Genomic DNA, 20,649 nt, shown 5'->3' with positions numbered 1-20,649 from the left:
CGCGGTCAGGGACGCTGAGCCAACTTGTGTTCCAGGTAATGGATGCTGGTGCCGCCTTCGATGAAGCGGGCGTCCTGCAGCATTTCGCGATGCAGCGGGATGTTGGTGGAAATGCCTTCCACCACCATTTCCGACAGCGCGGTGCGCATGCGGGCCAGCGCCTGGTCGCGCGTGTCGCCGTAGGTAATGACCTTGGCAATCATCGAGTCGTAGTTCGGCGGCACGAAATAGCCGTTGAACGCATGCGAATCGATACGCACGCCCGGGCCGCCCGGCGTATGCCAGTTGGTGATACGGCCGGGGCTGGGCACGAAGCGGAACGGATCTTCCGCGTTGATGCGGCATTCGATCGCGTGGCCCTTGAATTCGATGTCGCGCTGGCGCAGCGTGAACTTTTCGCCGGCGGCGATCAGGATCTGCTGCTGGACCAGATCGATGCCGGTGATCAGCTCGGTGACCGGGTGTTCGACCTGGATGCGGGTGTTCATTTCGATGAAATAGAACTCGCCGTTTTCATACAGGAACTCGAACGTACCCGCGCCGCGGTAGCCCATCTTGCGGCAGGCGTCGGCGCAGCGGTCGCCGATGCGCTCGATCAGGCGGCGCGCGATGCCGGGCGCCGGCGCTTCTTCGATGACCTTCTGGTGGCGGCGCTGCATGGAGCAGTCGCGCTCGCCCAGCCAGACCGCGTTGCGGCCGCCGTCGGCGAGCACCTGGATTTCCACGTGGCGCGGATTCTCCAGGAACTTCTCCATATAGACTTCGGGGTTGTTGAACGCGGCGCCCGCTTCGGAACGCGTCATGGTGACGGCGTTCAGCAGCGCGGCCTCGGTGTACACCACGCGCATGCCGCGGCCACCGCCGCCGCCTGCCGCCTTGATGATGACCGGATACCCGACTTCGCGCGCAATGCGGACGATTTCCTGCGGATCGTCGGGCAACGCGCCCTCCGAACCCGGCACCACCGGCACGCCGGCTTCGATCATGGCGCGCTTGGCGCTGACCTTGTCGCCCATCAGGCGGATGGTGTCGGGACGCGGACCGATGAAGACGAAGCCGCTCTTTTCGACGCGATCGGCGAAGTCGGCATTTTCGGACAAGAACCCGTAACCCGGGTGGATTGCCTCGGAATCCGTGACTTCGGCCGCCGAAATGATGGCCGGCATGTTCAGGTAGCTTTCACGCGACGGCGCGGGCCCGATGCACACCGATTCATCGGCCAGGCGCACGTACTTGGCTTCGCGGTCGGCCTCGGAGTGCACTACCACGGTCTTGATGCCCAGCTCGCGGCAAGCGCGCTGAATGCGCAGGGCGATTTCGCCCCGATTGGCGATCAGGATTTTTTCGAACATTTTCAGCTATCAGCCAATGACGAACAGGGGTTGACCGTACTCGACGGGCTCGCCGTTTTCGACCAGGATTTCTTTGATGACGCCGGACTTGTCGGCTTCGATTTCATTGAGCAGCTTCATGGCTTCAATGATGCACAGCGGATCGCCTTCCTTGACGGTGGCGCCCACGTCGATGAACGGCGCGGCGCCCGGGTTCGGCGCGCGGTAGAACGTGCCGACCATCGGAGCCTTCACGACATGGCCCTGGATCACCGGCGCAGCTTCGGCGGCGGCGGGCGCGGCCGGAGCGACGGCCTGGGCCGCTGGCGCAACCGGCACGCCGGCTTCGGGGTGGTGGTAGGCGACCGGTTGCAAGGTCTGCGAGAACTTGACGATCCTCACCTTGCCTTCGCCTTCGGTGATTTCCAGCTCGGCGATGCCCGATTCAGCCACCAGGTCGATCAGGGTTTTGAGTTTTCGGAGGTCCATAGAAGCTGCTTCCCGAGATAGTGTCGGCGACGTCCCTGCGTCGGGTCCGCGCCGTATAAGATGTAAATGCTGTGGTTTGGTGCGAGATCAGTGCCGCACTGCGTAACGCAGAGCCGCCTCGTAGCCGTCCGCGCCCAGGCCGCTGATGAGGCCTACCGCCAAGTCGGACAGATACGAGTGATGCCTGAAGGGCTCTCGCTTATACAGATTGGACAAATGTACTTCAATAAATGGGATCGCGACCCCAGCCAGCGCATCGCGAATTGCGACGCTGGTGTGCGTATATGCCGCCGCGTTGATGATGATGAAGTCGGTGCCGTCTTGCCGGGCCGCCTGGATGCGGTCAACCAATGCGCCTTCGTGATTGCCTTGCCACGCTGTCAGCGTGGCGCCCAGTTCGCCTGCGAGCAGCTCAAGACCCTCGTTGATCTGTTGCAGCGTGAGGCTGCCGTAGATGTGAGGTTCTCGGGTGCCGAGCAGGTTCAGGTTCGGGCCATGCAATACCAGTATGTTTTGCGCCATGCGCTTGCCAATGAGTGGTTTGCCAATTGTTGGCAAAACAGCCGATAAACCAGCTTTTTACGCCAATTCCTACTATTTGTCCAACAGACTTACGCCTTTAAACCAGACAGGGTGCGATCCAAGTCATCGGGCTGGATTTCACCCAATATCTTCCGGTTAATTCCGCCATCTGCGTTGAAAACAATAGTAAAAGGCAGGCCGCCGCTGGGGTTTCCCAGCTTACGCAATGTATCGATAGCGCCGGCGCCTATCACCCACAAGGGGTAGGAAACCTGTACTTTCTCGACAAATTTTTGCATATTCGCAGCCGAATCGACGCCAATGCCGACAAACCGTACATGCGGGTATTTTTTCTGCAAGACGTCGAGTTCGGGCATTTCTCGGACGCAAGGCGCGCACCAGGTTGCCCAGAAATTGACCACGATGGGCTGGCCTTTCCAGCCTGCCAGCGTATGAGACGCCCCGTTCAAGTCAGGCAGCGGCATCTGCATCAGCGCGGCGACGGGATCGCCGGCATCGGCAGTAGCCGAGGGCGTCGAGGTCTTACGGCCCATCAGGGTATAGCCGCCCGCAACCGTGGCGGCTATGGCCACGCCGGCGGAAAGAAGTAGGCGTCGATTCATGGCGCGATCATAACCGCTGCCGCCGTTTTGCGCCGCGCAGGTTTTGCGCCGCGCAGGTTTTGCGCCGCGCAGGTTTCGCGCCGTGCGGGCCGCGGCGGGTCGCCACTCTATATATACAATGCAGGACAGGAGAGTTTTTCAATGCACCTGCATATTCTTGGCATCTGCGGTACGTTCATGGGCGGCTTGGCGCTGATCGCGCGCGCTGCCGGCCACAAGGTCACTGGTTGCGACGCGGGCGTGTACCCGCCCATGAGCACGCAACTGTCCGAACAAGGCATCGAGCTGATCGAAGGCTTCGGCGCGGAACAGCTGGCGCTCAAGCCCGATCTCTACGTGATCGGCAACGTAGTCAGCCGCGGCAATCCGCTGATGGAGGCCATCCTGGACTCCGGCGCGCGCTACGTGTCCGGCCCGCAATGGCTGGGCGACAACATCCTGCCCGGCCAGCACGTGCTGGCGGTGGCCGGCACCCACGGCAAGACCACCACCAGCTCGATGCTGGCCTGGGTGCTGGAAGCCGCGGGCATGGCGCCCAATTTCCTGATTGGCGGGGTGGCGCAGGACCTGCACGTGTCGGCGCGCTTCGATCCGTCGCGTCGTCCCTTCGTGATCGAGGCGGACGAGTACGACACGGCCTTCTTCGACAAGCGCTCGAAATTCGTGCATTACCGTCCGCGCACGGCCATCCTGAACAATCTTGAATACGATCACGCCGACATCTTCCCCGATCTGGCGGCGATCGAGACCCAGTTCCACCACCTGGTGCGCACCATTCCCGGATCGGGCCGCATCGTGCGCCCGGCGCGCTGCGCCGCGCTGGACCGCGTGATTGCGCGCGGATGCTGGTCCGAAACCGTCACGTTCGGCGCCGATGGCGCCTGGCAGGCAACGGCGCCGGATGCCGAAGGCGCGTTCAGCGTGCTGCGCGGCGGCGTGACAGCCGGCACCGTGCGCTGGAACCTGACGGGCGAACACAACCGCATGAACGCGCTGGCGGCGCTGGCCGCCGCCGAACACGTGGGCGTGCCGGCAGCCCAGGGCATCGAGGCCTTGAGCCGCTTCGCGGGCGTGAAGCGCCGCATGGAGCTGCGCGGCACGGTCAACGGCATCAAGGTCTATGACGATTTCGCGCACCACCCCACCGCCATCGCCACCACCCTGGAAGGCCTGCGCCGCCAGGTCGGGCCGGCCCGTATCCTGGCAGTGCTGGAGCCGCGCTCCAACACAATGAAGCTGGGCACCATGGCCGCCCGCCTGCCCGCAGCCCTGGCCGACGCCGACCTGGTGTTCTGCTTCGGCGCGCACGCGGGCAAGCACGCCCTGGGCTGGAATCCGGCGGAAGTGCTGGCGCCCCTGGGCGACCGGGCTTCCAGCTACGATGACATCGGCGCGCTGGTCGCCGCCGTGGCCGGCGCCGCTCGTCCGGGCGACCAGGTGCTGGTCATGAGCAACGGCGGCTTCGGCGGCGTGCACGGCAAGCTGCTGGACGCCCTGCAGGCGCGCGGCTGATTCCGCCAAAGACACCGCAAAGGCGAGCAATGATTCTTTATCTGCACGGTTTCCGTTCCTCGCCGACCTCGCTCAAGGCCCGCATGATGGCCGACGCCATGGCCGAACGCGGCCTGTCGGCGGCCTGGACCTGCCCGCAACTGCCCGCCAGCCCGCGCGAGGCCGTCGCCTTGGCGATGGAGATCGCCCGGCGCCAGCTGGAAGGCGCGGACTCTCCCCGCGCGCTGACCGTCATCGGCTCTTCGCTGGGCGGTTTCTACGCCACCTGGCTGGCCGAACAGCTGGGCTGCAAGGCGGTGCTGCTGAATCCGGCGGTCGAGGCCGCCCGCGACCTCGCCACCCAGATCGGCGAGCACCGCATGTATCATTCCGACGCGCCGTTCGTCTTCCTGCCCGAATACGTGGACGAACTGGCCGCCATCCATGTCCCCCGCATCACCCACCCCGACCGCTACTTCCTGGTGGCGGCCACCGGCGACGAGGTGCTGGATTGGCGCGAAATGCGCGACCGTTACGCGGGCTGCCGCCAACGCATCGTGCAAGGCAGCGACCACGGTTTGTCCGATTTTGCGGAATGGATGCCCGAAGTGCTTGAATTCGCCCTTGGCGACAAGCAGGTTCGCCCCCAATAATCAGTATCAGACTTCACCACTCTATATAGCAGCGCAAGGCGGCGCGTGCGCGCCGCCCAGGACGATCCCCACCATGTATGTGTTTTACGAAGACGACGGCAGCTTCAAGGCCGGCAATATCCTGTCCGAGACCGACGCCAGCCTGCAGGTGGAATCGGAATCGGGCAAGCGCAGCAAGATCAAGCGCGCCAATACCTTGTTCACCTTCGCCTCGCCCGAACCGGCCGCGCTGATGAGCCAGGCGGCCGCGACCGCCGAAACCCTGGACCTGCAATTCCTGTGGGAATGCGCGCCGCAGGATGAATTCGATTCCCCCGCGCTGGCCGCCGACTACTTCGGCCACGCGCCCACGCCGGTGGAACAGGCCGCGCTGCTGATGCGCCTGCACGGCGCGCCGGCGTACTTCCATCGTCGCGGCAAGGGCCGTTACCGCCCCGCCCCGCCGGACATCCTGGCCGCCGCGCTGGCCGCCCTGGAGAAAAAGCAGCGCCAGGCCGAGCAGCAGCAGGAATGGGTCGATGAAATGGCTGCCGGACGCCTGCCCGAGCCCATCGCCCAGGCCGCGGAATCGCTGCTGATCCGCCCCGACAAGAATTCGCAGCAGTGGAAGGCGCTGGATGCAGCCTGCGCCAAGCTGGGCAAGAGCCCCGACCGCCTGCTGCTGGAGCTGGGCGCCTGGCCGCACGCGCTGGCGCTGCACAAGCGCCGCTTCCTGGCGGTGAACTTCCCGCGCGGGCTGGCGTTCCCGGATCTGGAACTGCCTGCCATCGACCGCGAGCTGCCGTTGTCCGACGCCGAAATCTATTCGGTGGACGACGTCACCACCACGGAAATCGACGACGCGCTGTCCGTCTCCACCCTGCCCGACGGCCGCCTGCGCGTCGGCGTGCACGTGGCGGCGCCGGGCATCACCGTGACCCGCGACAGCGATTTCGACAAGCTGGCGCGCGCGCGACTGTCCACCGTCTACATGCCGGGCGACAAGATCCCGATGCAGCCGGACAGCATCATCCAGGCGTTCTCGCTGGACGCCGGCCGCGAAGTGCCGGCGCTGTCCCTGTACGTCGTGGCCGATCCGGAAACCGGCGAGATCATCGAATCGGAAACCCGCCTGGAACGTATCGTGGTGCGCGAGAACCTGCGCCACAACATGCTGGACGCCCAGGTCACGGAAGCCAGCCTGTCCGATCCGTCGGCCGACCTGCCCTATGGTCATTGGCTACGCCCGCTGTGGAAGCTGGCGCAGGCCCTGTCGGCGCAACGCGAAAACGTGCGCGGCAAGCCGGAAAACAATTCGCGGGTGGAGTACAGCTTCTACCTGGACGGTAACCCCGACGATCCCGACACGCCGGTACGCCTGGTGCCGCGCCAGCGCAACGCGCCGCTGGACCGCATGGTGGCGGAATACATGATCCTGGCGAACAACCTCTGGGGCGGCCTGCTGCACCAGCACGGCGTGCCGGGCATCTACCGTTCGCAACAGGCGGGCCGCGTGCGCATGAGCACCCAGGCCCTGCCGCACGAGGCCATCGGCGTACCGCAATACGCCTGGAGCACCTCGCCGCTACGCCGCTACGTGGATCTGGTGAACCAGTGGCAGTTGATCGCTGCGGTCGAACACGGCGTGTCCGCCCGCCTGGTCGCCCCTTTCAAGCCGCGCGACGCGGACCTGTTCGCCATCATCGGCGCGTTCGATGCGCAATACGCGGCCTGGGCGGAGTTCCAGAGCGCAATGGAACGCTACTGGTGCCTGCGCTGGCTGAAACAGCACAACGTGACCCGCACCGTGGCGCACGTACTGCGCGAGGATCTGGTGCGGTTCGCGAATGCGCCGCTGGTGACTCGGGTGGGCGGGATGCCGGAGCTGGAGCGGGGGACTGCGGTGGAGATCGATATTCTGGGGATGGATGAGTTGTCTCTGGAGCTGGATTGCCGGTATATCGGGGAGATTAGTCCGGCTGTGGGCGGGCAGGAGTAGGGCCTTCTGCTCTGGCGGCAGCCCGGGGGCAGCGAACAGGGAGAGGTCCGTTTTTTTGTGTTTAAGGCGTTGGAAGCCTGATCGTTGTTCAGATCAGGCCTGTTGATGCTATTTAAGCGATAAAAAAATTGATCCTCCAGTTCGGCTGGCATGAACGGCAGGTCTGAGCCTGTCCGTATTCTTGTGGGCGAGGCGTTTTAAAAGTTGTTATCCCCGCCGCTCCATATACCTCCGCGCCATCTGATACCCCGCAAACACATAAAACCCATTGCTATTGAGCACCAGCCAAGCCCCCAGCCCGCCGAGCAGAGCAACCACCGGCCCCACCGCCCGAACATCCCCTTGCGTCCACGCGATCAAGCCCAGGACGCCGACAGCTATCAAGCCCAAGGACAGCCGCTTCAGCAGCACCAGCCCGAATGCGTGCCCGCCCATGAAGGCGACCACGCCGATGGCCAACGCCAGGGCCGTCGCCGCACAGACCAGCACCAGCGCGAACGCCGCCAATGCCGGCCCCGCGCCGCGCAGCAGCAGGCTCAGCAGGCCTATCCCTACACCCAACCCGCCTGTCATCACCAGCACCGCCAACACCAGCGGCGACCACATCCCCGGTGGCGCGCGACGCGCATCCATCTCTGCCACGAAGCGATGCATCGCCGCCGACATGGCTAGCTGGTCCCGCTGCGGCAGCGCCGCCTCCAGTTTGCGGCACTGCGCGATCAACGCGTTCAGCCCCGCTCGCGGCGCATCCATCACGCCCTCGCCGCGCCCGGCGCGTGTTCCGCCACCGTGCTGCGCAAAGCCGCCATTGCCTCCTGCACCGCGATCGGACGGAACGGATCCTCGCGCCAGTACATCGCCACCGACCCGAAGCCGGATAGCCGCACCGGAATGATCCGCATCGCCCGCATCTGAGAAAATCGCAGCGCCGCCCGGTGCGAAGCCACGCCGATCATGTCGCTGTTGTTGATCAACGTGAGATTGATGGTCACCGAATTCGATTCGATGTGGTCCGGCGGCGGCGCCTGGCCCGCCGCCGCCAGCGCCGCGTCCACCGCATTGCGGATGGGCGTGCCCTTGGGCCACAGGATCCAACGGTAAGAAAGCAGGTCCGGCCAAGAGGGCTGCTCGATCGCGAACAGCGGATGACGCGGCCGCGCAACCAGATGGATGGGTTCCAGGTACAGGGCCTCGAAGCGGATCGCCGGGTCGTGATGCTCCGGCGCCGAACGTCCCACCACGATGTCCAGGTCGCCCTGCGCCAACTGCGCCAGCAGTTGGTCGGTCGTGCCCTCCACCAGCTTGACGCGGGCCTGTGGCATGCGCTCGAGCAGCTTCATCACCGCCAGCGGCACCGTGTCCGACGCCGACGCGCCCGACGCGCCTATCACCACCCGGCCGCCGCCGCCCTCGCGCAAGGCCGCCATGTCCGCGCTGGCGCGATCCAGTTGCGCCTCCACCCGCTGGGCATGCGCGATCAGCACGTCGCCGTGCGGCGTGGGCCGCAGGCCGCGCGCATGCCGTTCGAACAACGGCAGCCCGATGTCGTCTTCCAGATCCTTCAGCCACTTGGACAAGCCCGGCTGCGTCGTATTGAGCATCGCGGCCGAGTGGCTGATGTTGCGGGTCTGGGCCAGGCTGAGCAGCATTTTCAGGTTGCGCAGGCGCAACCGGTGGGTCCAGTCCATGCAGGCCCTCGTCTCGTCTATGTATATTCTTATTGGTATGGATAATAAGATAAATTCATTTCAAAACACATAGCTCCTTACGCATAATCGTCTCCATATCAGGACCAGCCGCGAACCACGCGGCGGCCACGCGAAGCCGGCGCCAGCCGGACATTCCGGAGACAAGCATGCCCGACGGTCACCCCCCCGGCGCGGACCGCGCCGCCTATTACGCACGCATTGCCAGAAAACACATGGCGCCCCTGTGGGAGTCGCTGCACAACCTGGTGCCGCGCGAACCCGCGCCGCGTTGCGTCCCCGCCATCTGGAAGTACGAAGACGTGCGCGACGACGTCATGGCGTCCGGTTCGCTCATCACGGCGGAAGAAGCCGTGCGGCGCGTGCTCATCCTGGAGAATCCCGGCCTGCCCGGCCAGGCCAGCATCACGCAGAGCCTGTACGCGGGCCTGCAACTGATCCTGCCCGGCGAGATCGCGCCCAGCCACCGCCACACGCAGTCGGCCCTGCGCTTCATTGTCGAAGGCCGCGGCGCCTACACCGCGGTCAACGGCGAACGCACCACCATGCACCCCGGCGACTTCATCATCACACCGTCATGGACCTGGCACGACCATGGCAACGCCGAAACCGCCGAAGGCGGCGAGCCCGTGGTCTGGCTGGACGGCCTGGACATTCCGCTGCTGCGCTTCCTGGACGCGGGTTTCGCCGAAAACTATCCCTCGGCCACACAACCCGTGACCCGCCCCGAGGGCGACAGCATGGCGCGCTACGGCCACAACATGGCGCCGGTGCGCCACCAGACCTCCAGCGGCACCTCGCCCATCTTCAACTATCCCTATGAACGCAGCCGCGAGGCGCTGGACCAGCTCTACCGCCACGGCGAGCTGGATCCCTGGGACGGCGTGAAGCTGCGCTACCTGAATCCGGCCACCGGCGGCTACCCCATGCCGACCATGGCCACCTTCATGCAATTCCTGCCTGCCGGATTCCAGGGCAAGACCTGCCGCAGCACCGACTCCACGGTCTACAGCGTGGTCGAAGGCCGCGGCACCGCGCGCATCGGCGACCAGGAATTCCACTTCGGGCCGCGCGACGTCTTCGTCGCGCCGTCCTGGCAGCCGGTGCAGTTGGCCGCGCTGGACGACGCCACCCTGTTCAGCTATTCCGACCGCCCCGTGCAGGACGCGCTGGGCGTGTGGCGCGAAGCGCGCATCGGCTAGAAGCCGGCGCGCTCCCTCCGCTTCCGTTTCAGGCCGGGGCCGCGCCAGGCCCCGCTCCGCATTCCTTAAAGGTGACCCATGTCTTTCGTCTTCGACCCCGCAGCCCCCATCGCCGTGCCCGTTGCCGGCAGCCAGGACAGCTTCCCCGTGCGCCGCGTCTATTGCGTCGGCCGCAACTACGCCGCCCATGCCCGCGAAATGGGCTTCGACCCCGACCGCGAACCGCCGTTCTTCTTCTGCAAGCCGGCCGACGCCGTGGTGCCGGTGGCTGAAGGCAGCACCCTGTCGCTGCCCTATCCTTCTGAGACCGCCAATCTGCACTACGAGATCGAACTGGTGGCGGCCATTGGCAAGGGCGGCGCCAACATCTCCGTCGACGAGGCCCTGCAACACGTCTGGGGTTATGCCGTGGGCCTGGACATGACCCGCCGCGACCTGCAGATGAAAATGCGCGAAGCCGGCCGCCCGTGGGAACTGGGCAAGGCCTTCGACCAGAGCGCGCCCATCGGCCCCCTGCATCCTGCTGGCGCAGTCAAGAACATCGACCAGGCCGCCATCTGGCTGCAGGTCAACGGCGCCGACAAACAAAGAAGCGACATCGGCAAGCTGATCTGGTCAGTCGCCGAAACCGTCGCCTACCTGTCCAAGTACTTCCGCCTGGAAGCCGGCGACCTGATCTACACCGGCACGCCCGAAGGCGTAGGCCCGGTGGTGCGCGGCGACAAGATGGTCGGCGGCGTGGACGGCCTGGGCACGCTCAGCGTGCAGATGGCGTGAACCCTCCGGAAATCCGCATGCAACTGCACAGCTTCTTCAATAGTTCCACCTCTTATCGCGTGCGCATCGCGCTGGCGCTCAAGGGTTTGCCGTACGAGTACCTGCCCGTGAACCTGCGCAAGCAGGAGCAGCGCGCCGCGGATTACGTGGCCAAGAATCCCTCGGCGGGCGTACCCCTGTTGATCGATGGCGACACCCAGCTGTCGCAGTCGCTGGCCATCATCGACTACCTGGACGCGACCCATCCCGAGCCGCGCCTGATTCCGGCCGGCACGCTGGAACGCGCCCGCGTGCTGGAGCTTTCCGACGCCATTTCCTGCGACATCCACCCCGTCAACAACATGCGCATCCTGCGCTATCTGCAGGACGTGCTGGGCGCCAGCGAAGAACAGAAGAACGCCTGGTACCACCACTGGATCCGCGAAGGCATGACGGCCGTGGAAGCGCTGTTGGCGCGCCACGGCCACGGCGCCTATTGCTACGGCGACGCGCCCACGCTGGCGGACTGCTGCCTGGTGCCGCAGATGGCCAATGCCCAGCGCATGGGCTGCGACCTGTCGGCCTATCCGCGCGCCATGCGCGTCTATGAGTACTGCAATGCGCAGCCCGCCTTCCAGCAGGCGGCCCCCACCCAGCAACCGGACTACACCAAGTGAGCAACCAGGAACCCGACACCCAGGGCGCGCCGCTGCGCGAATACACCGATCCCGCCTACCGCCCTCTATGCGCCACCCTGGCGGACGTGCGCGCCAACATCGACCGGTTGGACGACGAGATCGTGCGCCTGATCGCCGAGCGCGCCATGTACGTGAAGGACGCCGCGCGCTTCAAGCGCGACGCCTTCCAGGTCAGCGCCCCGGCCCGCCAGGCCCAGGTCTTCGAAAAGGCGCGCCTGCTGGCCGAACGCCACAACCAGGGCTTCGCCAATCTGGACCAGGTCGTGGACGCCACCTATCGCGCCATGGTCGCGGCCTTCATCGCCAACGAACAAACCTATTTCAACACCATGAAAGATCTCGGAGACACCCATGCATAAGCCCTACGCGCGCCGTATCGCCGCCCATGCGCTGATCCTGGGATTGGCCGCGCTTGCGCCGCTGGCCGCCGCGCAAGCCCAGGCCTGGCCGGCCCAGCCGCTCAAGGCCATCGTGCCCTTCGGCCCGGGCTCCAGCCCCGACCAGGTGGCGCGCATCGTCGGCGAAAAGGCCGGCGCCATCCTGGGCCAGAGCATCGTCATCGAGAACAAGCCGGGCGCCAGCGGCAACATCGGCACCTATGCCATCGCCAACGCCAAGCCCGACGGCTACACCTTCGGCGTGTCCATTACCGGCCCGCTGGTCAACAACACGCTGCTGTTCGACAAGCTGCCCTATGCGCCGGCTACCGACCTGGCGCCGCTGACGCTGGCGGTGCACCAGCCCAATGTGCTGGTCGTGCCCGCCTCGGCCGGCATCGACAACATCGGCCAGTTGCTGGAAGCGCTGAAGAAAAATTCAGACAAGTACAACTTCCCGTCCACGGGCGCCGGCACGGTGTCGCACCTGGCCGTGGAACTGATGCTGCAGCAGACCGGCGCGCGCGCCACCCACGTGCCCTATCCCTCGTCGCCCGCGGCGCTGACCTCGCTGTTGTCCGGCGACACACAGTTCGCCGCGCTGCCGCCCATCGCCGTCATGCCCATGGTGAAGGACGGACGCCTGAAGGCGCTGGCCGTCACCTCTTCCAGGCGCTCGGCCCTGCTGCCCGACATCCCGACGCTGGCCGAAGTCGGCGTGCCGGGAATCGAAGGCTCGGCGTGGATCGGCTTTGTGATCTCGTCCAAGGTTCCCGCCGACATCCAGAAGAAGCTGTCCGACGCGCTGATCCAGGCCATACGCGATCCCGAGGTCACCAAGCGCCTGCAGGCCCAGTTCATGGATCCCGCCGGCACCACGCCCGCCGAATTCCGCGCCTATATGGATGACGAACTCAAGCGCTGGGAGCCGCTCATCAAGAAACTGGGCATCAAGGGCCAGTAAGCCGGCGCCCGGCCACGCCTCGCAATCCACACAAGGAGAACTCGGGATGCTCATCACCGAACCCGCCCGCCAGGTTCCGCTCTACGGCGAATATGACGTTGTCGTGCTGGGCGGCGGCCCCGCCGGCCTGCTGGCCGCCGCCCGCGCCGCGCGCAACGGCGCCAGCGTGCTGCTGGTGGAACGTTACGGCTTCCTGGGAGGGATGGGCACGGCGGCCGGCGTATCCAACTTCTGCGGCCTGCACGCGAACGTCCGCGGCAATATCCGCCAGGTGGTCCACGGCATGACGGACGACTTGCTGGACCGCATGCGGGCCTTGGACGGCCTCAACGAGCCGCATCTGATCCTGGGCAAGATCCACGCCCAGGCCTACGACATCTCGGCCTTCAAGTGCGCCGCCGACGGGCTGGTCCAGGCCAGCGGCGCGCAGGTGCTGTTCCATGCGCTGGCCACCGGCCTGGCGCGCGGCGCCGACGGCAGCGTGGATGCGCTGTTCCTGGAAACCAAGTCCGGCCGCTGCGCCGTGCGCGCCAAGGTCTATATCGATTGCTCGGGCGACGCCGACATCGCCCAATGGGGCGGCCTGCCCTTCGAAAAGGGCGACGAGCACGGCGGCATGCTTTACCCCACGCTGATGTTCAAGGTCGGCAATGTCGACGGCGCCCGCGCCCAGGAAGCCTGGAAGACCATTCCGCAGCTGATGGACCAGGCCGCGGCCAGCGGCGAATTCACCTTCCCGCGCCGCGGCGCCATCGTGCGCCCGCAAAAACATGACTACGAATGGCGGGTCAACGTCACCCAGCTGGCCAACGCCGACGGCAGCGCGGCCGACGGCACCGACGCCGATTCCCTGTCGGCCGGCGAACTCGAAGGCCGCCGCCAGATCGTGCAATACCTCGCCTTCCTGCGCGCCAAGGTGCCGGGTTTCGAGAACGCCTATGTGCTGGACATCGCACCGCAGCTGGGCATCCGCGAAACGCGCCGCATCGTCGGCGAGGCCGTCCTGAGCAAGGAAGACGTGCTGGGCTGCGCCGACTTTCCGGACAGCATCGGTGTCAACGGCTGGCCGCTGGAAATGCACACGGCCGGCGACGTGCAATGGCTCTGGCCGCCTATCCCCGAGTCCCGCGGCTATAACCAGCTGCCATTCCGCATGATGGTCCCCAAACGCGCCCCGGGCGTGGCGGGCAACGTGCTGGTGGCCGGACGCTGCGCCTCCATGACGCACGAAGGCCAGTCGGCCGCGCGCGTAAGCGGCAGCTGCTTCGTCATGGGCGAGGCCGCGGGCACGGCGGCCGCCATGGCGCTGCGCGCCGGCATCGCACCGGGCGACGTGCCCATTTCCGCCTTGCAGGCGCAGCTGTTGAAACAAGGCGTGTTCCTGGGCGGCCAGGACTGAACGGCGCGGAGGCCACATATGAACGCAACGCAAACCGATAAATCCGTGATCGTGGTGGGCGGCGGCATCGGCGGCCTGGCCGCCGCGCTGGCGCTGACCCGGCAAGGCATCGCCGTGCAGTTGCTGGAGCAGGCCGCGCACATCGGCGAAATCGGCGCCGGCATCCAGCTGGGCCCCAACGCCTTCGCGGCGCTGGACGCCCTGGGCGTGGGCCAGACCGCGCGCGCCCGCGCCGTCTTCACCGACCACATCATCATGATGGACGCGGTCGACGCCAAAGAGGTCGTGCGCATCGATACAGGCGAGGCCTTCCGCGAGCGCTTCGGCGGCCCCTACGCCGTGATCCACCGCGCCGACATCCACCTGTCCATCCTGGAGGCCGTGCAGCAGAATCCGCTGATCAGCTTTCGCACCTCCACCCAGATCGCCTCCATGTCGCAGGACGACAAGGGCGTGGAGGCCGTGGACACGCAGGGCAACCGCTATCGCGCCGACGCCGTAGTGGGCGCGGACGGCGTGAAGTCCGTGATCCGCGAACGCATGGTGGGCGACCCGGCGCGCGTGACCGGCCACGTGGTCTACCGCGCCGTGGTCGAACGCGAGAACATGCCCGAGGAGCTGCGCATCAACGCGCCGGTGCTGTGGGCCGGCCCGCACTGCCATCTGGTGCACTACCCCTTGCGCGGCGGCCAGCAATACAACCTGGTGGTGACTTTCCACAGCCGCGAACAAGAAGAATGGGGCGTGCGCGAGGGCAGCAAGGAAGAAGTGCTTTCCTACTTCCAGGGCATCCACCCGCGTCCGCACCAGATGCTGGACCGCCCCACTTCCTGGAAGCGCTGGGCCACCGCCGACCGCGAACCCGTGGAGCGCTGGGGCCAGGGCCGCGTGACCATTCTGGGCGATGCCGCCCATCCCATGACCCAATACATGGCCCAGGGCGCCTGCATGGCGCTGGAGGATGCGGTGACATTGGGCGAGGCCGTGAAGCAGTGCGGCCACGACCTGGAGGCCGCATTCCGCCTGTACGAATCCGTCCGCATCCCGCGCAGCGCGCGGGTGGTGTGGTCCACGCGCGAAATGGGCAGGCTCTATCACGCGCGGGGCGTCGAACGCACCGTGCGCAACATGCTGTGGACTGGCCGCAGCCAGTCCCAGTTCTACGACGCGTTGCAGTGGCTGTACGGCTGGAAGGTGGAAAACTGCCTCGCGGGGCATTCCTCTCAATAGAAAAAATGCAGGCACCCAAGGAGACAACCATGAGAAAAACCGCAATCCGCGGCAGCGCCGCCCTCGCGCTTGCGCTGACCGCGTTCGCGGCCGCCGCGCAGCAGAAGCCGGTCGACATCGGCTTCATCGGCACCCTGTCCACGCCCGCCGGCTACATCGGCGAAGACGAGCGCGACGCCTTCATGCTGGCCGTGAAGGAAGGCGGGGGCAAGCTGGGCGGCGTGCCGGTCAATGTGCGCGTGGAGGACGATGCGCTCAAACCCGCCAACGCCAAGCAGATCGCCGACAAGATGGTGCAGGGCGGCGTGCGGTTGTTCACCGGCATCAATTTCTCCAACGTCATGGCGGCCGTGGGGCCCACGGTGCTGAACGCGGGCGGCTTCTATGTCAGCCTGAACGCAGGCCCCTCCAACTACGCCGGCAAGGCCTGCAACCCGAACTACTTCTCGGTGGCGTTCCAGAACGACTCCTACGCCGACACCGCGGGCCTGGCCGCCAACGAGCTGGGCGCCAAGCGCGTGGTCATCATGGCGCCCAACTACCAGGCCGGACGCGATGCCGTCGCAGGCTTCAAGCGCACCTACAAAGGTGAAATCGCCGACGAGATCTACACCAAGCTGGAACAGGCCGACTTCTCGGTGGAACTGGCGCGCATCCGCTCGCTCAATCCCGACGCCATCTTCCAGTTCCACCCTGGCGGCGCCGGCATCAACCTGACCAAGCAATTCGCCAACTCCGGCCTGGCCGACAAGATCCGCATGATCACGCCCATCTACTCGATGGACGACCGCATGCTGGCCGCCACCGGCAACGCCGGCAAGGGCTTCTACCTGAGCTCGCTGTGGAGCGCGGATCTCGACAACCCGCAGAGCAAGCATTTCGTCGAAGCCTTCACCAAAGCCTACAACCGCGCGCCCACCGCCTACGCGGCGCAGGCCTACGACACCGCCAACCTGATCGGCTCCGCGCTGAAGGCGGTGGACGGCGACATCACCGGCCGCGCCGACGACTTCCGCAACGCGCTGCGCCGCGCCGACTTCCCCAGCGTGCGCGGCAAGTTCAAGTTCGGCTCCAACCAGCATCCGATCCAGGACTGGTACCTGTTGCACATTGAAGATGGCCCGAACGGCAAGCTGGTCTACAAGAACCTGAAGGTCATCGCCCGCGACCATACCGACGTGCACGCCGCCGACTGCAAGATGTAAGTCCGCACGACGCCCGGCGGATTGCGCGCAGTCCGCCGGGCCCACTCCACAAGGAGTCCCCATGCTGATGTTCCTGGAGCAGGTCTTGAATGGCCTGCAGTACAGCGCATTGCTGTTCCTGCTGTCGGCGGGCTTGACGCTGGTGTTCGGCATCATGAACGTCATCAACCTGACGCACGGTTCGTTCTACATGGTCGGCGCGTTCTGCGCGGCCAGCGCGGCGGCGGCCACCGGATCGTTCCTGGCCGCGCTGCTGGCGGCGCTGGCGGGCGCGGCGCTCTATGGGCTGGTGGTGGAGCTGCTGGTGATCCGCCATCTGTACCGCCGCGACCACCTGGACCAGGTGCTGGCCACGCTGGGCCTGACGCTGTTCACCAACGAGATGGTGACGGTTCTGTTCGGCCGCAGCCCGCCTTTCATGGACATTCCGCCCTTCCTGTCAGGTTCCGTGGAGATTCTGCCCGGCCTTAACTATCCCCTCATGCGGCTGGCTTTCATCGGCGCCGGCGTGCTGGTGGCGCTGGGGCTGTGGCTGCTGATCTCGCGCACGCGCGTCGGCATGCTGGTGCGCGCCGGCGCCGACGACGGCGAAATGGTCGACGCGCTGGGCGTGAACATCCAGCGCCTGTTCACGCTGATCTTCACGCTGGGCGCCCTGCTCTGCGGCTTTGCCGGCGTGATGGCGGCGCCGCTCCTGGCGGTGGAAATCGGCATGGGCGAGCGCATCCTCATCACCACGTTCGTCGTCATCGTGGTGGGCGGAGTGGGTTCGGTGCGCGGCGCGCTGGTCGGCTCGCTCATGATAGGCATGACCGATGCGTTGGGGCGCGCCTACATCCCGTTCTGGATGTCGCGGCTGCTGCCGCCAGAGCTGTCGGACTCGGCGAGTTCCAGCCTGGTCTCGGCCAGCATCTACATCCTGATGGCCATCGTGCTGCTGTTCAAGCCGCGCGGCCTGGTTCCCGCGCAGCGATAGGAACGATATCCATGACCAGAAAAACACTCGTCAACATGATCGGGCTGCTGCTGTTCGCCCTGGTGCCGGCCATCGCGTCGGCCACCGGCGAAAGCTTCCTGGTCAACCTGATGACCCGCTTTCTCATCTACGCCATCGCCGCCGTCAGCCTGGACCTGATCCTGGGCTACGGCGCCATGGTCAGCTTCGGCCATGCCGCCTTCTTCGGACTGGGCGGCTACGTGATCGGCATCGCCGGCTTTCATCTGGCCCAGGGAGACACGCTGTTCGGCTGGAGCGGCAGCAACGCGGCGCTGGTGATGTGGCCCCTGGCCATCGCTGCCGCGGCGCTGGCCGGCCTGGTGGTGGGCTTCCTGTCGCTGCGCACCTCCGGCGTGCAGTTCATCATGATCACCCTGGCCTTTGGACAGATGCTGTACTTCATCCTGGTCGGCCTGATGGTCTACGGCGGCGATGACGGCCTGTCCATCGACGTGCGCAACACCCTGCCCGGCATGGACATGAACCGTCCCGCGACCTTCTATTACGTCTGCCTGGCGCTCATGACGGCATGGATCCTGGCCTGCCGCCGCATCGTCAACTCGCCCTTCGGCATGGCGCTGCAAAGCATCAAGCAGAATCCGCGCCGCAGCATCGGCCTGGGCTTGGCGCCCCTGCGCTACCGGCTCACCGCCTTCGTGCTGTCGGCCGCGGGCACCGGGCTGGCGGGCGCGCTATGGGCCAACTATGCGCTCTTCGTCAGCCCCGACATGACTTCCTGGCAGAAGTCCGGCGAACTCATGGCCATGGTGATCCTGGGCGGCATGGGCTCCATCTTCGGTCCCGTGCTGGGCGTGGCCGTGTACCTGGGCCTGGAACAGATCGCCACCGCCTGGACCGAGCACTGGATGCTGATCCTGGGCCCGGTGCTGGTGCTGGTGGTGCTGTTCGGCAAGCGCGGCGTCTATGGCTGGCTGGTGGGAGGCAAGCACCATGACTGATCATCCCAAACTGGAAATCCGCGACCTGCAGAAATCCTTCGGCGCCGTGCGTGCGACGCAAGGCGTCAACCTGCGGGTCCGGCCCGGCGAACTGCATGCGCTCATTGGCCCCAACGGCGCGGGCAAGACCACGCTGCTGTCGCAGATCAGCGGCGAGATCCTGCCGGACGCGGGCGGCATCCTGCTGGACGGCCGCGACATCACCCGCATGCCGGCCCACAAGCGGCCCGCGGCGGGTCTGGCGCGATCGTTCCAGATCAGCCAGCTCTATCCCGCCTTCAGCGCCGAGGACAACGTCGCCATGGCGGTGCAGGCGCGCAGCCCGGGCGGCTTCAACCTGTGGAAGAACGCCCGCAGCCTGCCGCAACTGCGCCAACCTGCCAGAGAGGCGCTGGAACGCGTCGGCCTGGGCGGCCGCACCCACGTGCGAGTTTCAGAACTGGCCCACGGCGAGAAACGCCAGCTGGAACTGGCGATGGCCTTGTCGCTGGATGCCTCGCTGTTGCTGCTGGACGAACCCATGGCCGGCATGGGCGCCGAGGAATCCCAGCGCATGACCGCGCTGCTGCAAGAACTGAAGGGCCGCTACGCCATCCTGCTGGTCGAACACGACATGGACGCCGTCTTCGCCCTGGCCGATCGCATCACCGTGCTGGTTTATGGCAAGACCATCTTCACCGGCACGCCCGACGAGGTGCGCCATCACCCCGACGTGCGCGCCGCCTATCTGGGCGAGGAGGACTGATGCTGCAACTCAAGCAACTGCAGGCCGGCTACGGCGCAAGCAAAGTGCTGTTCGGCGTGGACTTGGACATCGCCGCGCGCCAGGTCGTATCCCTGATCGGCCGCAACGGCATGGGCAAGACCACCACCGTGAAAACCATCATGGGCATGCTGCCCGCCCAAGGCGGCAGCATCCTGCTCGACGGCCAACCCATCGCGGGCCAGGCGCCGCACCGCATCGCCCAACTGGGCATAGGCCTGGTGCCCGAAGGCCGCCGCGTCTTCGGCTCGCTGTCGGTGGAAGAAAACCTGATCGCCACCGCCCGCAACACCCGCGCCGGCTGGCACGTCGGCCGCGTCTTCGACCTGTTCCCGCGCCTGAAGGAACGCCGCGCCCAATCCGCTCGCACCCTGTCCGGCGGCGAACAGCAAATGCTCGCCGTCGGCCGCGCCCTCCTCATCAACCCGCGCCTGCTCATCCTGGACGAAGCCACCGAAGGCCTGGCGCCGCTGATCCGTCACGAAATCTGGAACTGCCTGCGCCGCCTGAAGGAAGAAGGCCAGACCATCCTGGTGATAGACAAGAACCTGAAGGAAATGGCGACGCTCGTCGACCGCCACCACGTTCTCGAAAAAGGCCGCGTCGTCTGGCAAGGCAGCCCCGCGGAACTCGCCGCGCAACCCGAACTGGCGCAGCGCTACCTGGGCGTCTAATCGGATGATTCGCAGAAGCTCAGCCGATTCCCGAACGGATCGATGACCGCCATCACCCGCCCCCAAGGCATCTCTTCCACGCCGGGCCGCATATAGCCATAGCCCTTGGCGTTCACCTCGGCCTGGAACTCGTCCACGCCCCGCATCCGCACGAACACCGCGGACCCGGGCGTGGCATCGCCGTGGTGCTCGCTCAGGTGCAGCACCAGGTCGCCGCGATGCACTTGCGCATACAGCGGCATGCCCGGCTCGAAGCGATGCTCCCAGTCCCACTCGAACCCCAGGAAATCCAGATAGAACTCGCGCGCCTTCTCCACGGAGAAAATGCGCAAAATGGGAATGGCAGCTTGCAGATGCATGACGGCCCCAGATAAAAAAGCAAGGACGCTCAGCATAGATCACAAGCCGCACCGCAAAGCGCAAAGCACAAGGCACAAGGCACACAGCATCACGACGCAAGACACCGCGTAAGCCCCAAAAGGCCGCCCGCGCGGCCGGCCTGGGGCGGGCCCCGCAAGACACGCCCCCCCACACAGATGTCGGCAAGAACCAGAAGAACGCCAATCGCCCCAGCTGACGTCAAGTTTCAACCGCCAGAGCCCGGTGCGTCGGTGGCCCGGGAGGCGCGGGGC

General features: G+C 66.0%; 22 protein-coding genes. 15 read left to right on the top strand and 7 right to left on the bottom strand.

All coding sequences use genetic code 11. From position 1 onward, the window contains the following. Positions 1 to 5 precede the first annotated feature (5 nt). The 4 genes from accC to N5C88_RS30685 form a co-directional block, all read right to left on the bottom strand. Entirely contained in the window at positions 6 to 1,352 is a 1,347-nt protein-coding gene (gene accC, locus N5C88_RS30700) for an acetyl-CoA carboxylase biotin carboxylase subunit (protein ID WP_059379067.1), read from the bottom strand. A 9-nt stretch (positions 1,353 to 1,361) separates the two neighbouring features. Continuing rightward, positions 1,362 to 1,820 (bottom strand): acetyl-CoA carboxylase biotin carboxyl carrier protein, encoded by a 459-nt coding sequence (gene accB, locus N5C88_RS30695; RefSeq protein ID WP_118933903.1) that lies wholly within the window; start codon positions 1,818 to 1,820, stop codon positions 1,362 to 1,364. Positions 1,821 to 1,907: 87 nt separating this feature from the next. Continuing rightward, the gene (gene aroQ, locus N5C88_RS30690) at positions 1,908 to 2,342 is read right to left on the bottom strand and encodes a type II 3-dehydroquinate dehydratase (RefSeq protein WP_013391376.1); all 435 of its coding nucleotides are present in this window, start codon (positions 2,340 to 2,342) and stop codon (positions 1,908 to 1,910) included. A gap of 89 nt (positions 2,343 to 2,431) precedes the next feature. Continuing rightward, entirely contained in the window at positions 2,432 to 2,965 is a 534-nt protein-coding gene (locus tag N5C88_RS30685; RefSeq protein ID WP_118933904.1) for a TlpA disulfide reductase family protein, read from the bottom strand. Between the two features lie 141 nt (positions 2,966 to 3,106). On the opposite strand from N5C88_RS30685, the gene mpl reads away from it, so the two are divergent. The 3 genes from mpl (at position 3,107) to N5C88_RS30670 (ending at position 7,087) form a co-directional block, all read left to right on the top strand. Then, on the top strand, positions 3,107 to 4,477 hold the full coding sequence (mpl, locus tag N5C88_RS30680; protein WP_059379072.1) for a UDP-N-acetylmuramate:L-alanyl-gamma-D-glutamyl-meso-diaminopimelate ligase: 1,371 nt from the start codon (positions 3,107 to 3,109) through the stop codon (positions 4,475 to 4,477). A 29-nt stretch (positions 4,478 to 4,506) separates the two neighbouring features. Beyond that, a complete protein-coding gene (locus N5C88_RS30675) occupies positions 4,507 to 5,109 on the top strand; it encodes a YqiA/YcfP family alpha/beta fold hydrolase (RefSeq protein ID WP_280016863.1) in 603 nt (200 codons plus the stop codon). A 73-nt stretch (positions 5,110 to 5,182) separates the two neighbouring features. Continuing rightward, entirely contained in the window at positions 5,183 to 7,087 is a 1,905-nt protein-coding gene (locus tag N5C88_RS30670; protein ID WP_059379075.1) for an RNB domain-containing ribonuclease, read from the top strand. A gap of 207 nt (positions 7,088 to 7,294) precedes the next feature. Here N5C88_RS30670 and N5C88_RS30665 read toward each other — a convergent pair whose 3' ends face one another. Continuing rightward, positions 7,295 to 7,840: a hypothetical protein gene (locus N5C88_RS30665; RefSeq protein WP_280016862.1), complete on the bottom strand. Its 546-nt coding sequence runs from the start codon at positions 7,838 to 7,840 to the stop codon at positions 7,295 to 7,297. Next, positions 7,840 to 8,775, bottom strand: coding sequence for a LysR substrate-binding domain-containing protein (locus N5C88_RS30660; protein WP_280016861.1), 936 nt, complete (start codon positions 8,773 to 8,775; stop codon positions 7,840 to 7,842). The genes N5C88_RS30665 and N5C88_RS30660 overlap by 1 nt, the downstream gene beginning before the upstream one ends. A gap of 167 nt (positions 8,776 to 8,942) precedes the next feature. On the opposite strand from N5C88_RS30660, the gene gtdA reads away from it, so the two are divergent. From gtdA to N5C88_RS30600, 12 genes are all read left to right on the top strand, one after another. After that, complete coding sequence (gtdA, locus tag N5C88_RS30655) at positions 8,943 to 9,995, top strand: gentisate 1,2-dioxygenase (protein ID WP_280016860.1); 1,053 nt, start codon at positions 8,943 to 8,945, stop codon at positions 9,993 to 9,995. A gap of 78 nt (positions 9,996 to 10,073) precedes the next feature. Next, positions 10,074 to 10,772 (top strand): fumarylacetoacetate hydrolase family protein, encoded by a 699-nt coding sequence (locus tag N5C88_RS30650; RefSeq protein ID WP_118933908.1) that lies wholly within the window; start codon positions 10,074 to 10,076, stop codon positions 10,770 to 10,772. 17 nt (positions 10,773 to 10,789) lie between these two features. Then, positions 10,790 to 11,428, top strand: a complete 639-nt coding sequence (gene maiA, locus N5C88_RS30645; RefSeq protein ID WP_059379082.1) for a maleylacetoacetate isomerase — start codon at positions 10,790 to 10,792, stop codon at positions 11,426 to 11,428. Next, entirely contained in the window at positions 11,425 to 11,808 is a 384-nt protein-coding gene (locus N5C88_RS30640) for a chorismate mutase (RefSeq protein WP_059379083.1), read from the top strand. The genes maiA and N5C88_RS30640 overlap by 4 nt, the downstream gene beginning before the upstream one ends. Further along, positions 11,801 to 12,790, top strand: a complete 990-nt coding sequence (locus tag N5C88_RS30635) for a tripartite tricarboxylate transporter substrate binding protein (RefSeq protein WP_059379085.1) — start codon at positions 11,801 to 11,803, stop codon at positions 12,788 to 12,790. Before N5C88_RS30640 ends, N5C88_RS30635 begins: the two co-directional genes overlap by 8 nt. 46 nt (positions 12,791 to 12,836) lie before the next feature. Continuing rightward, on the top strand, positions 12,837 to 14,189 hold the full coding sequence (locus N5C88_RS30630; RefSeq protein WP_280016859.1) for an FAD-dependent oxidoreductase: 1,353 nt from the start codon (positions 12,837 to 12,839) through the stop codon (positions 14,187 to 14,189). A gap of 18 nt (positions 14,190 to 14,207) precedes the next feature. Beyond that, positions 14,208 to 15,419: a 3-hydroxybenzoate 6-monooxygenase gene (locus N5C88_RS30625; RefSeq protein ID WP_118933909.1), complete on the top strand. Its 1,212-nt coding sequence runs from the start codon at positions 14,208 to 14,210 to the stop codon at positions 15,417 to 15,419. 29 nt (positions 15,420 to 15,448) lie between these two features. Beyond that, the gene (locus N5C88_RS30620) at positions 15,449 to 16,624 is read left to right on the top strand and encodes an ABC transporter substrate-binding protein (protein WP_280016858.1); all 1,176 of its coding nucleotides are present in this window, start codon (positions 15,449 to 15,451) and stop codon (positions 16,622 to 16,624) included. Between the two features lie 61 nt (positions 16,625 to 16,685). Then, positions 16,686 to 17,600, top strand: coding sequence for a branched-chain amino acid ABC transporter permease (locus tag N5C88_RS30615; RefSeq protein WP_082401347.1), 915 nt, complete (start codon positions 16,686 to 16,688; stop codon positions 17,598 to 17,600). Between the two features lie 11 nt (positions 17,601 to 17,611). Further along, positions 17,612 to 18,580 (top strand): branched-chain amino acid ABC transporter permease, encoded by a 969-nt coding sequence (locus N5C88_RS30610; RefSeq protein WP_251878031.1) that lies wholly within the window; start codon positions 17,612 to 17,614, stop codon positions 18,578 to 18,580. Further along, positions 18,573 to 19,325, top strand: coding sequence for an ABC transporter ATP-binding protein (locus N5C88_RS30605; protein WP_280016857.1), 753 nt, complete (start codon positions 18,573 to 18,575; stop codon positions 19,323 to 19,325). The genes N5C88_RS30610 and N5C88_RS30605 overlap by 8 nt, the downstream gene beginning before the upstream one ends. Then, entirely contained in the window at positions 19,325 to 20,017 is a 693-nt protein-coding gene (locus tag N5C88_RS30600; protein WP_054458964.1) for an ABC transporter ATP-binding protein, read from the top strand. Before N5C88_RS30605 ends, N5C88_RS30600 begins: the two co-directional genes overlap by 1 nt. Here the strand turns inward: N5C88_RS30600 and N5C88_RS30595 are convergent. After that, entirely contained in the window at positions 20,014 to 20,376 is a 363-nt protein-coding gene (locus tag N5C88_RS30595; protein WP_118933914.1) for a glyoxalase superfamily protein, read from the bottom strand. The two genes, N5C88_RS30600 and N5C88_RS30595, sit on opposite strands and share 4 nt — an antisense overlap. Positions 20,377 to 20,649: the final 273 nt, after the last annotated feature.

Source organism: Achromobacter sp. GD03932 (genome assembly GCF_029839485.1).
GTDB classification, from domain to species: domain Bacteria; phylum Pseudomonadota; class Gammaproteobacteria; order Burkholderiales; family Burkholderiaceae_B; genus Achromobacter; species Achromobacter bronchisepticus_A.
Note: the sequence above shows the minus strand (reverse complement) of the source record. Positions and strands in the feature narration are given on the sequence as shown.

Excerpts from the sequence above, each read along its gene's own strand:
- N5C88_RS30660 (WP_280016861.1), bottom strand. The coding sequence starts at position 8,775 with ATGGACTGGACCCACCGGTTGCGCCTGCGCAACCTGAAAATGCTGCTC.
- N5C88_RS30625 (WP_118933909.1), top strand. The coding sequence starts at position 14,208 with ATGAACGCAACGCAAACCGATAAATCCGTGATCGTGGTGGGCGGCGGC.
- accB (WP_118933903.1), bottom strand. The coding sequence starts at position 1,820 with ATGGACCTCCGAAAACTCAAAACCCTGATCGACCTGGTGGCTGAATCG.
- gtdA (WP_280016860.1), top strand. The coding sequence starts at position 8,943 with ATGCCCGACGGTCACCCCCCCGGCGCGGACCGCGCCGCCTATTACGCA.
- accC (WP_059379067.1), bottom strand. The coding sequence starts at position 1,352 with ATGTTCGAAAAAATCCTGATCGCCAATCGGGGCGAAATCGCCCTGCGC.
- N5C88_RS30665 (WP_280016862.1), bottom strand. The coding sequence starts at position 7,840 with ATGGATGCGCCGCGAGCGGGGCTGAACGCGTTGATCGCGCAGTGCCGC.
- N5C88_RS30650 (WP_118933908.1), top strand. The coding sequence starts at position 10,074 with ATGTCTTTCGTCTTCGACCCCGCAGCCCCCATCGCCGTGCCCGTTGCC.
- N5C88_RS30610 (WP_251878031.1), top strand. The coding sequence starts at position 17,612 with ATGACCAGAAAAACACTCGTCAACATGATCGGGCTGCTGCTGTTCGCC.
- N5C88_RS30635 (WP_059379085.1), top strand. The coding sequence starts at position 11,801 with ATGCATAAGCCCTACGCGCGCCGTATCGCCGCCCATGCGCTGATCCTG.
- N5C88_RS30685 (WP_118933904.1), bottom strand. The coding sequence starts at position 2,965 with ATGAATCGACGCCTACTTCTTTCCGCCGGCGTGGCCATAGCCGCCACG.
- mpl (WP_059379072.1), top strand. The coding sequence starts at position 3,107 with ATGCACCTGCATATTCTTGGCATCTGCGGTACGTTCATGGGCGGCTTG.
- N5C88_RS30605 (WP_280016857.1), top strand. The coding sequence starts at position 18,573 with ATGACTGATCATCCCAAACTGGAAATCCGCGACCTGCAGAAATCCTTC.
- N5C88_RS30670 (WP_059379075.1), top strand. The coding sequence starts at position 5,183 with ATGTATGTGTTTTACGAAGACGACGGCAGCTTCAAGGCCGGCAATATC.
- maiA (WP_059379082.1), top strand. The coding sequence starts at position 10,790 with ATGCAACTGCACAGCTTCTTCAATAGTTCCACCTCTTATCGCGTGCGC.
- N5C88_RS30595 (WP_118933914.1), bottom strand. The coding sequence starts at position 20,376 with ATGCATCTGCAAGCTGCCATTCCCATTTTGCGCATTTTCTCCGTGGAG.
- N5C88_RS30620 (WP_280016858.1), top strand. The coding sequence starts at position 15,449 with ATGAGAAAAACCGCAATCCGCGGCAGCGCCGCCCTCGCGCTTGCGCTG.
- N5C88_RS30630 (WP_280016859.1), top strand. The coding sequence starts at position 12,837 with ATGCTCATCACCGAACCCGCCCGCCAGGTTCCGCTCTACGGCGAATAT.
- N5C88_RS30615 (WP_082401347.1), top strand. The coding sequence starts at position 16,686 with ATGCTGATGTTCCTGGAGCAGGTCTTGAATGGCCTGCAGTACAGCGCA.
- aroQ (WP_013391376.1), bottom strand. The coding sequence starts at position 2,342 with ATGGCGCAAAACATACTGGTATTGCATGGCCCGAACCTGAACCTGCTC.
- N5C88_RS30675 (WP_280016863.1), top strand. The coding sequence starts at position 4,507 with ATGATTCTTTATCTGCACGGTTTCCGTTCCTCGCCGACCTCGCTCAAG.
- N5C88_RS30600 (WP_054458964.1), top strand. The coding sequence starts at position 19,325 with ATGCTGCAACTCAAGCAACTGCAGGCCGGCTACGGCGCAAGCAAAGTG.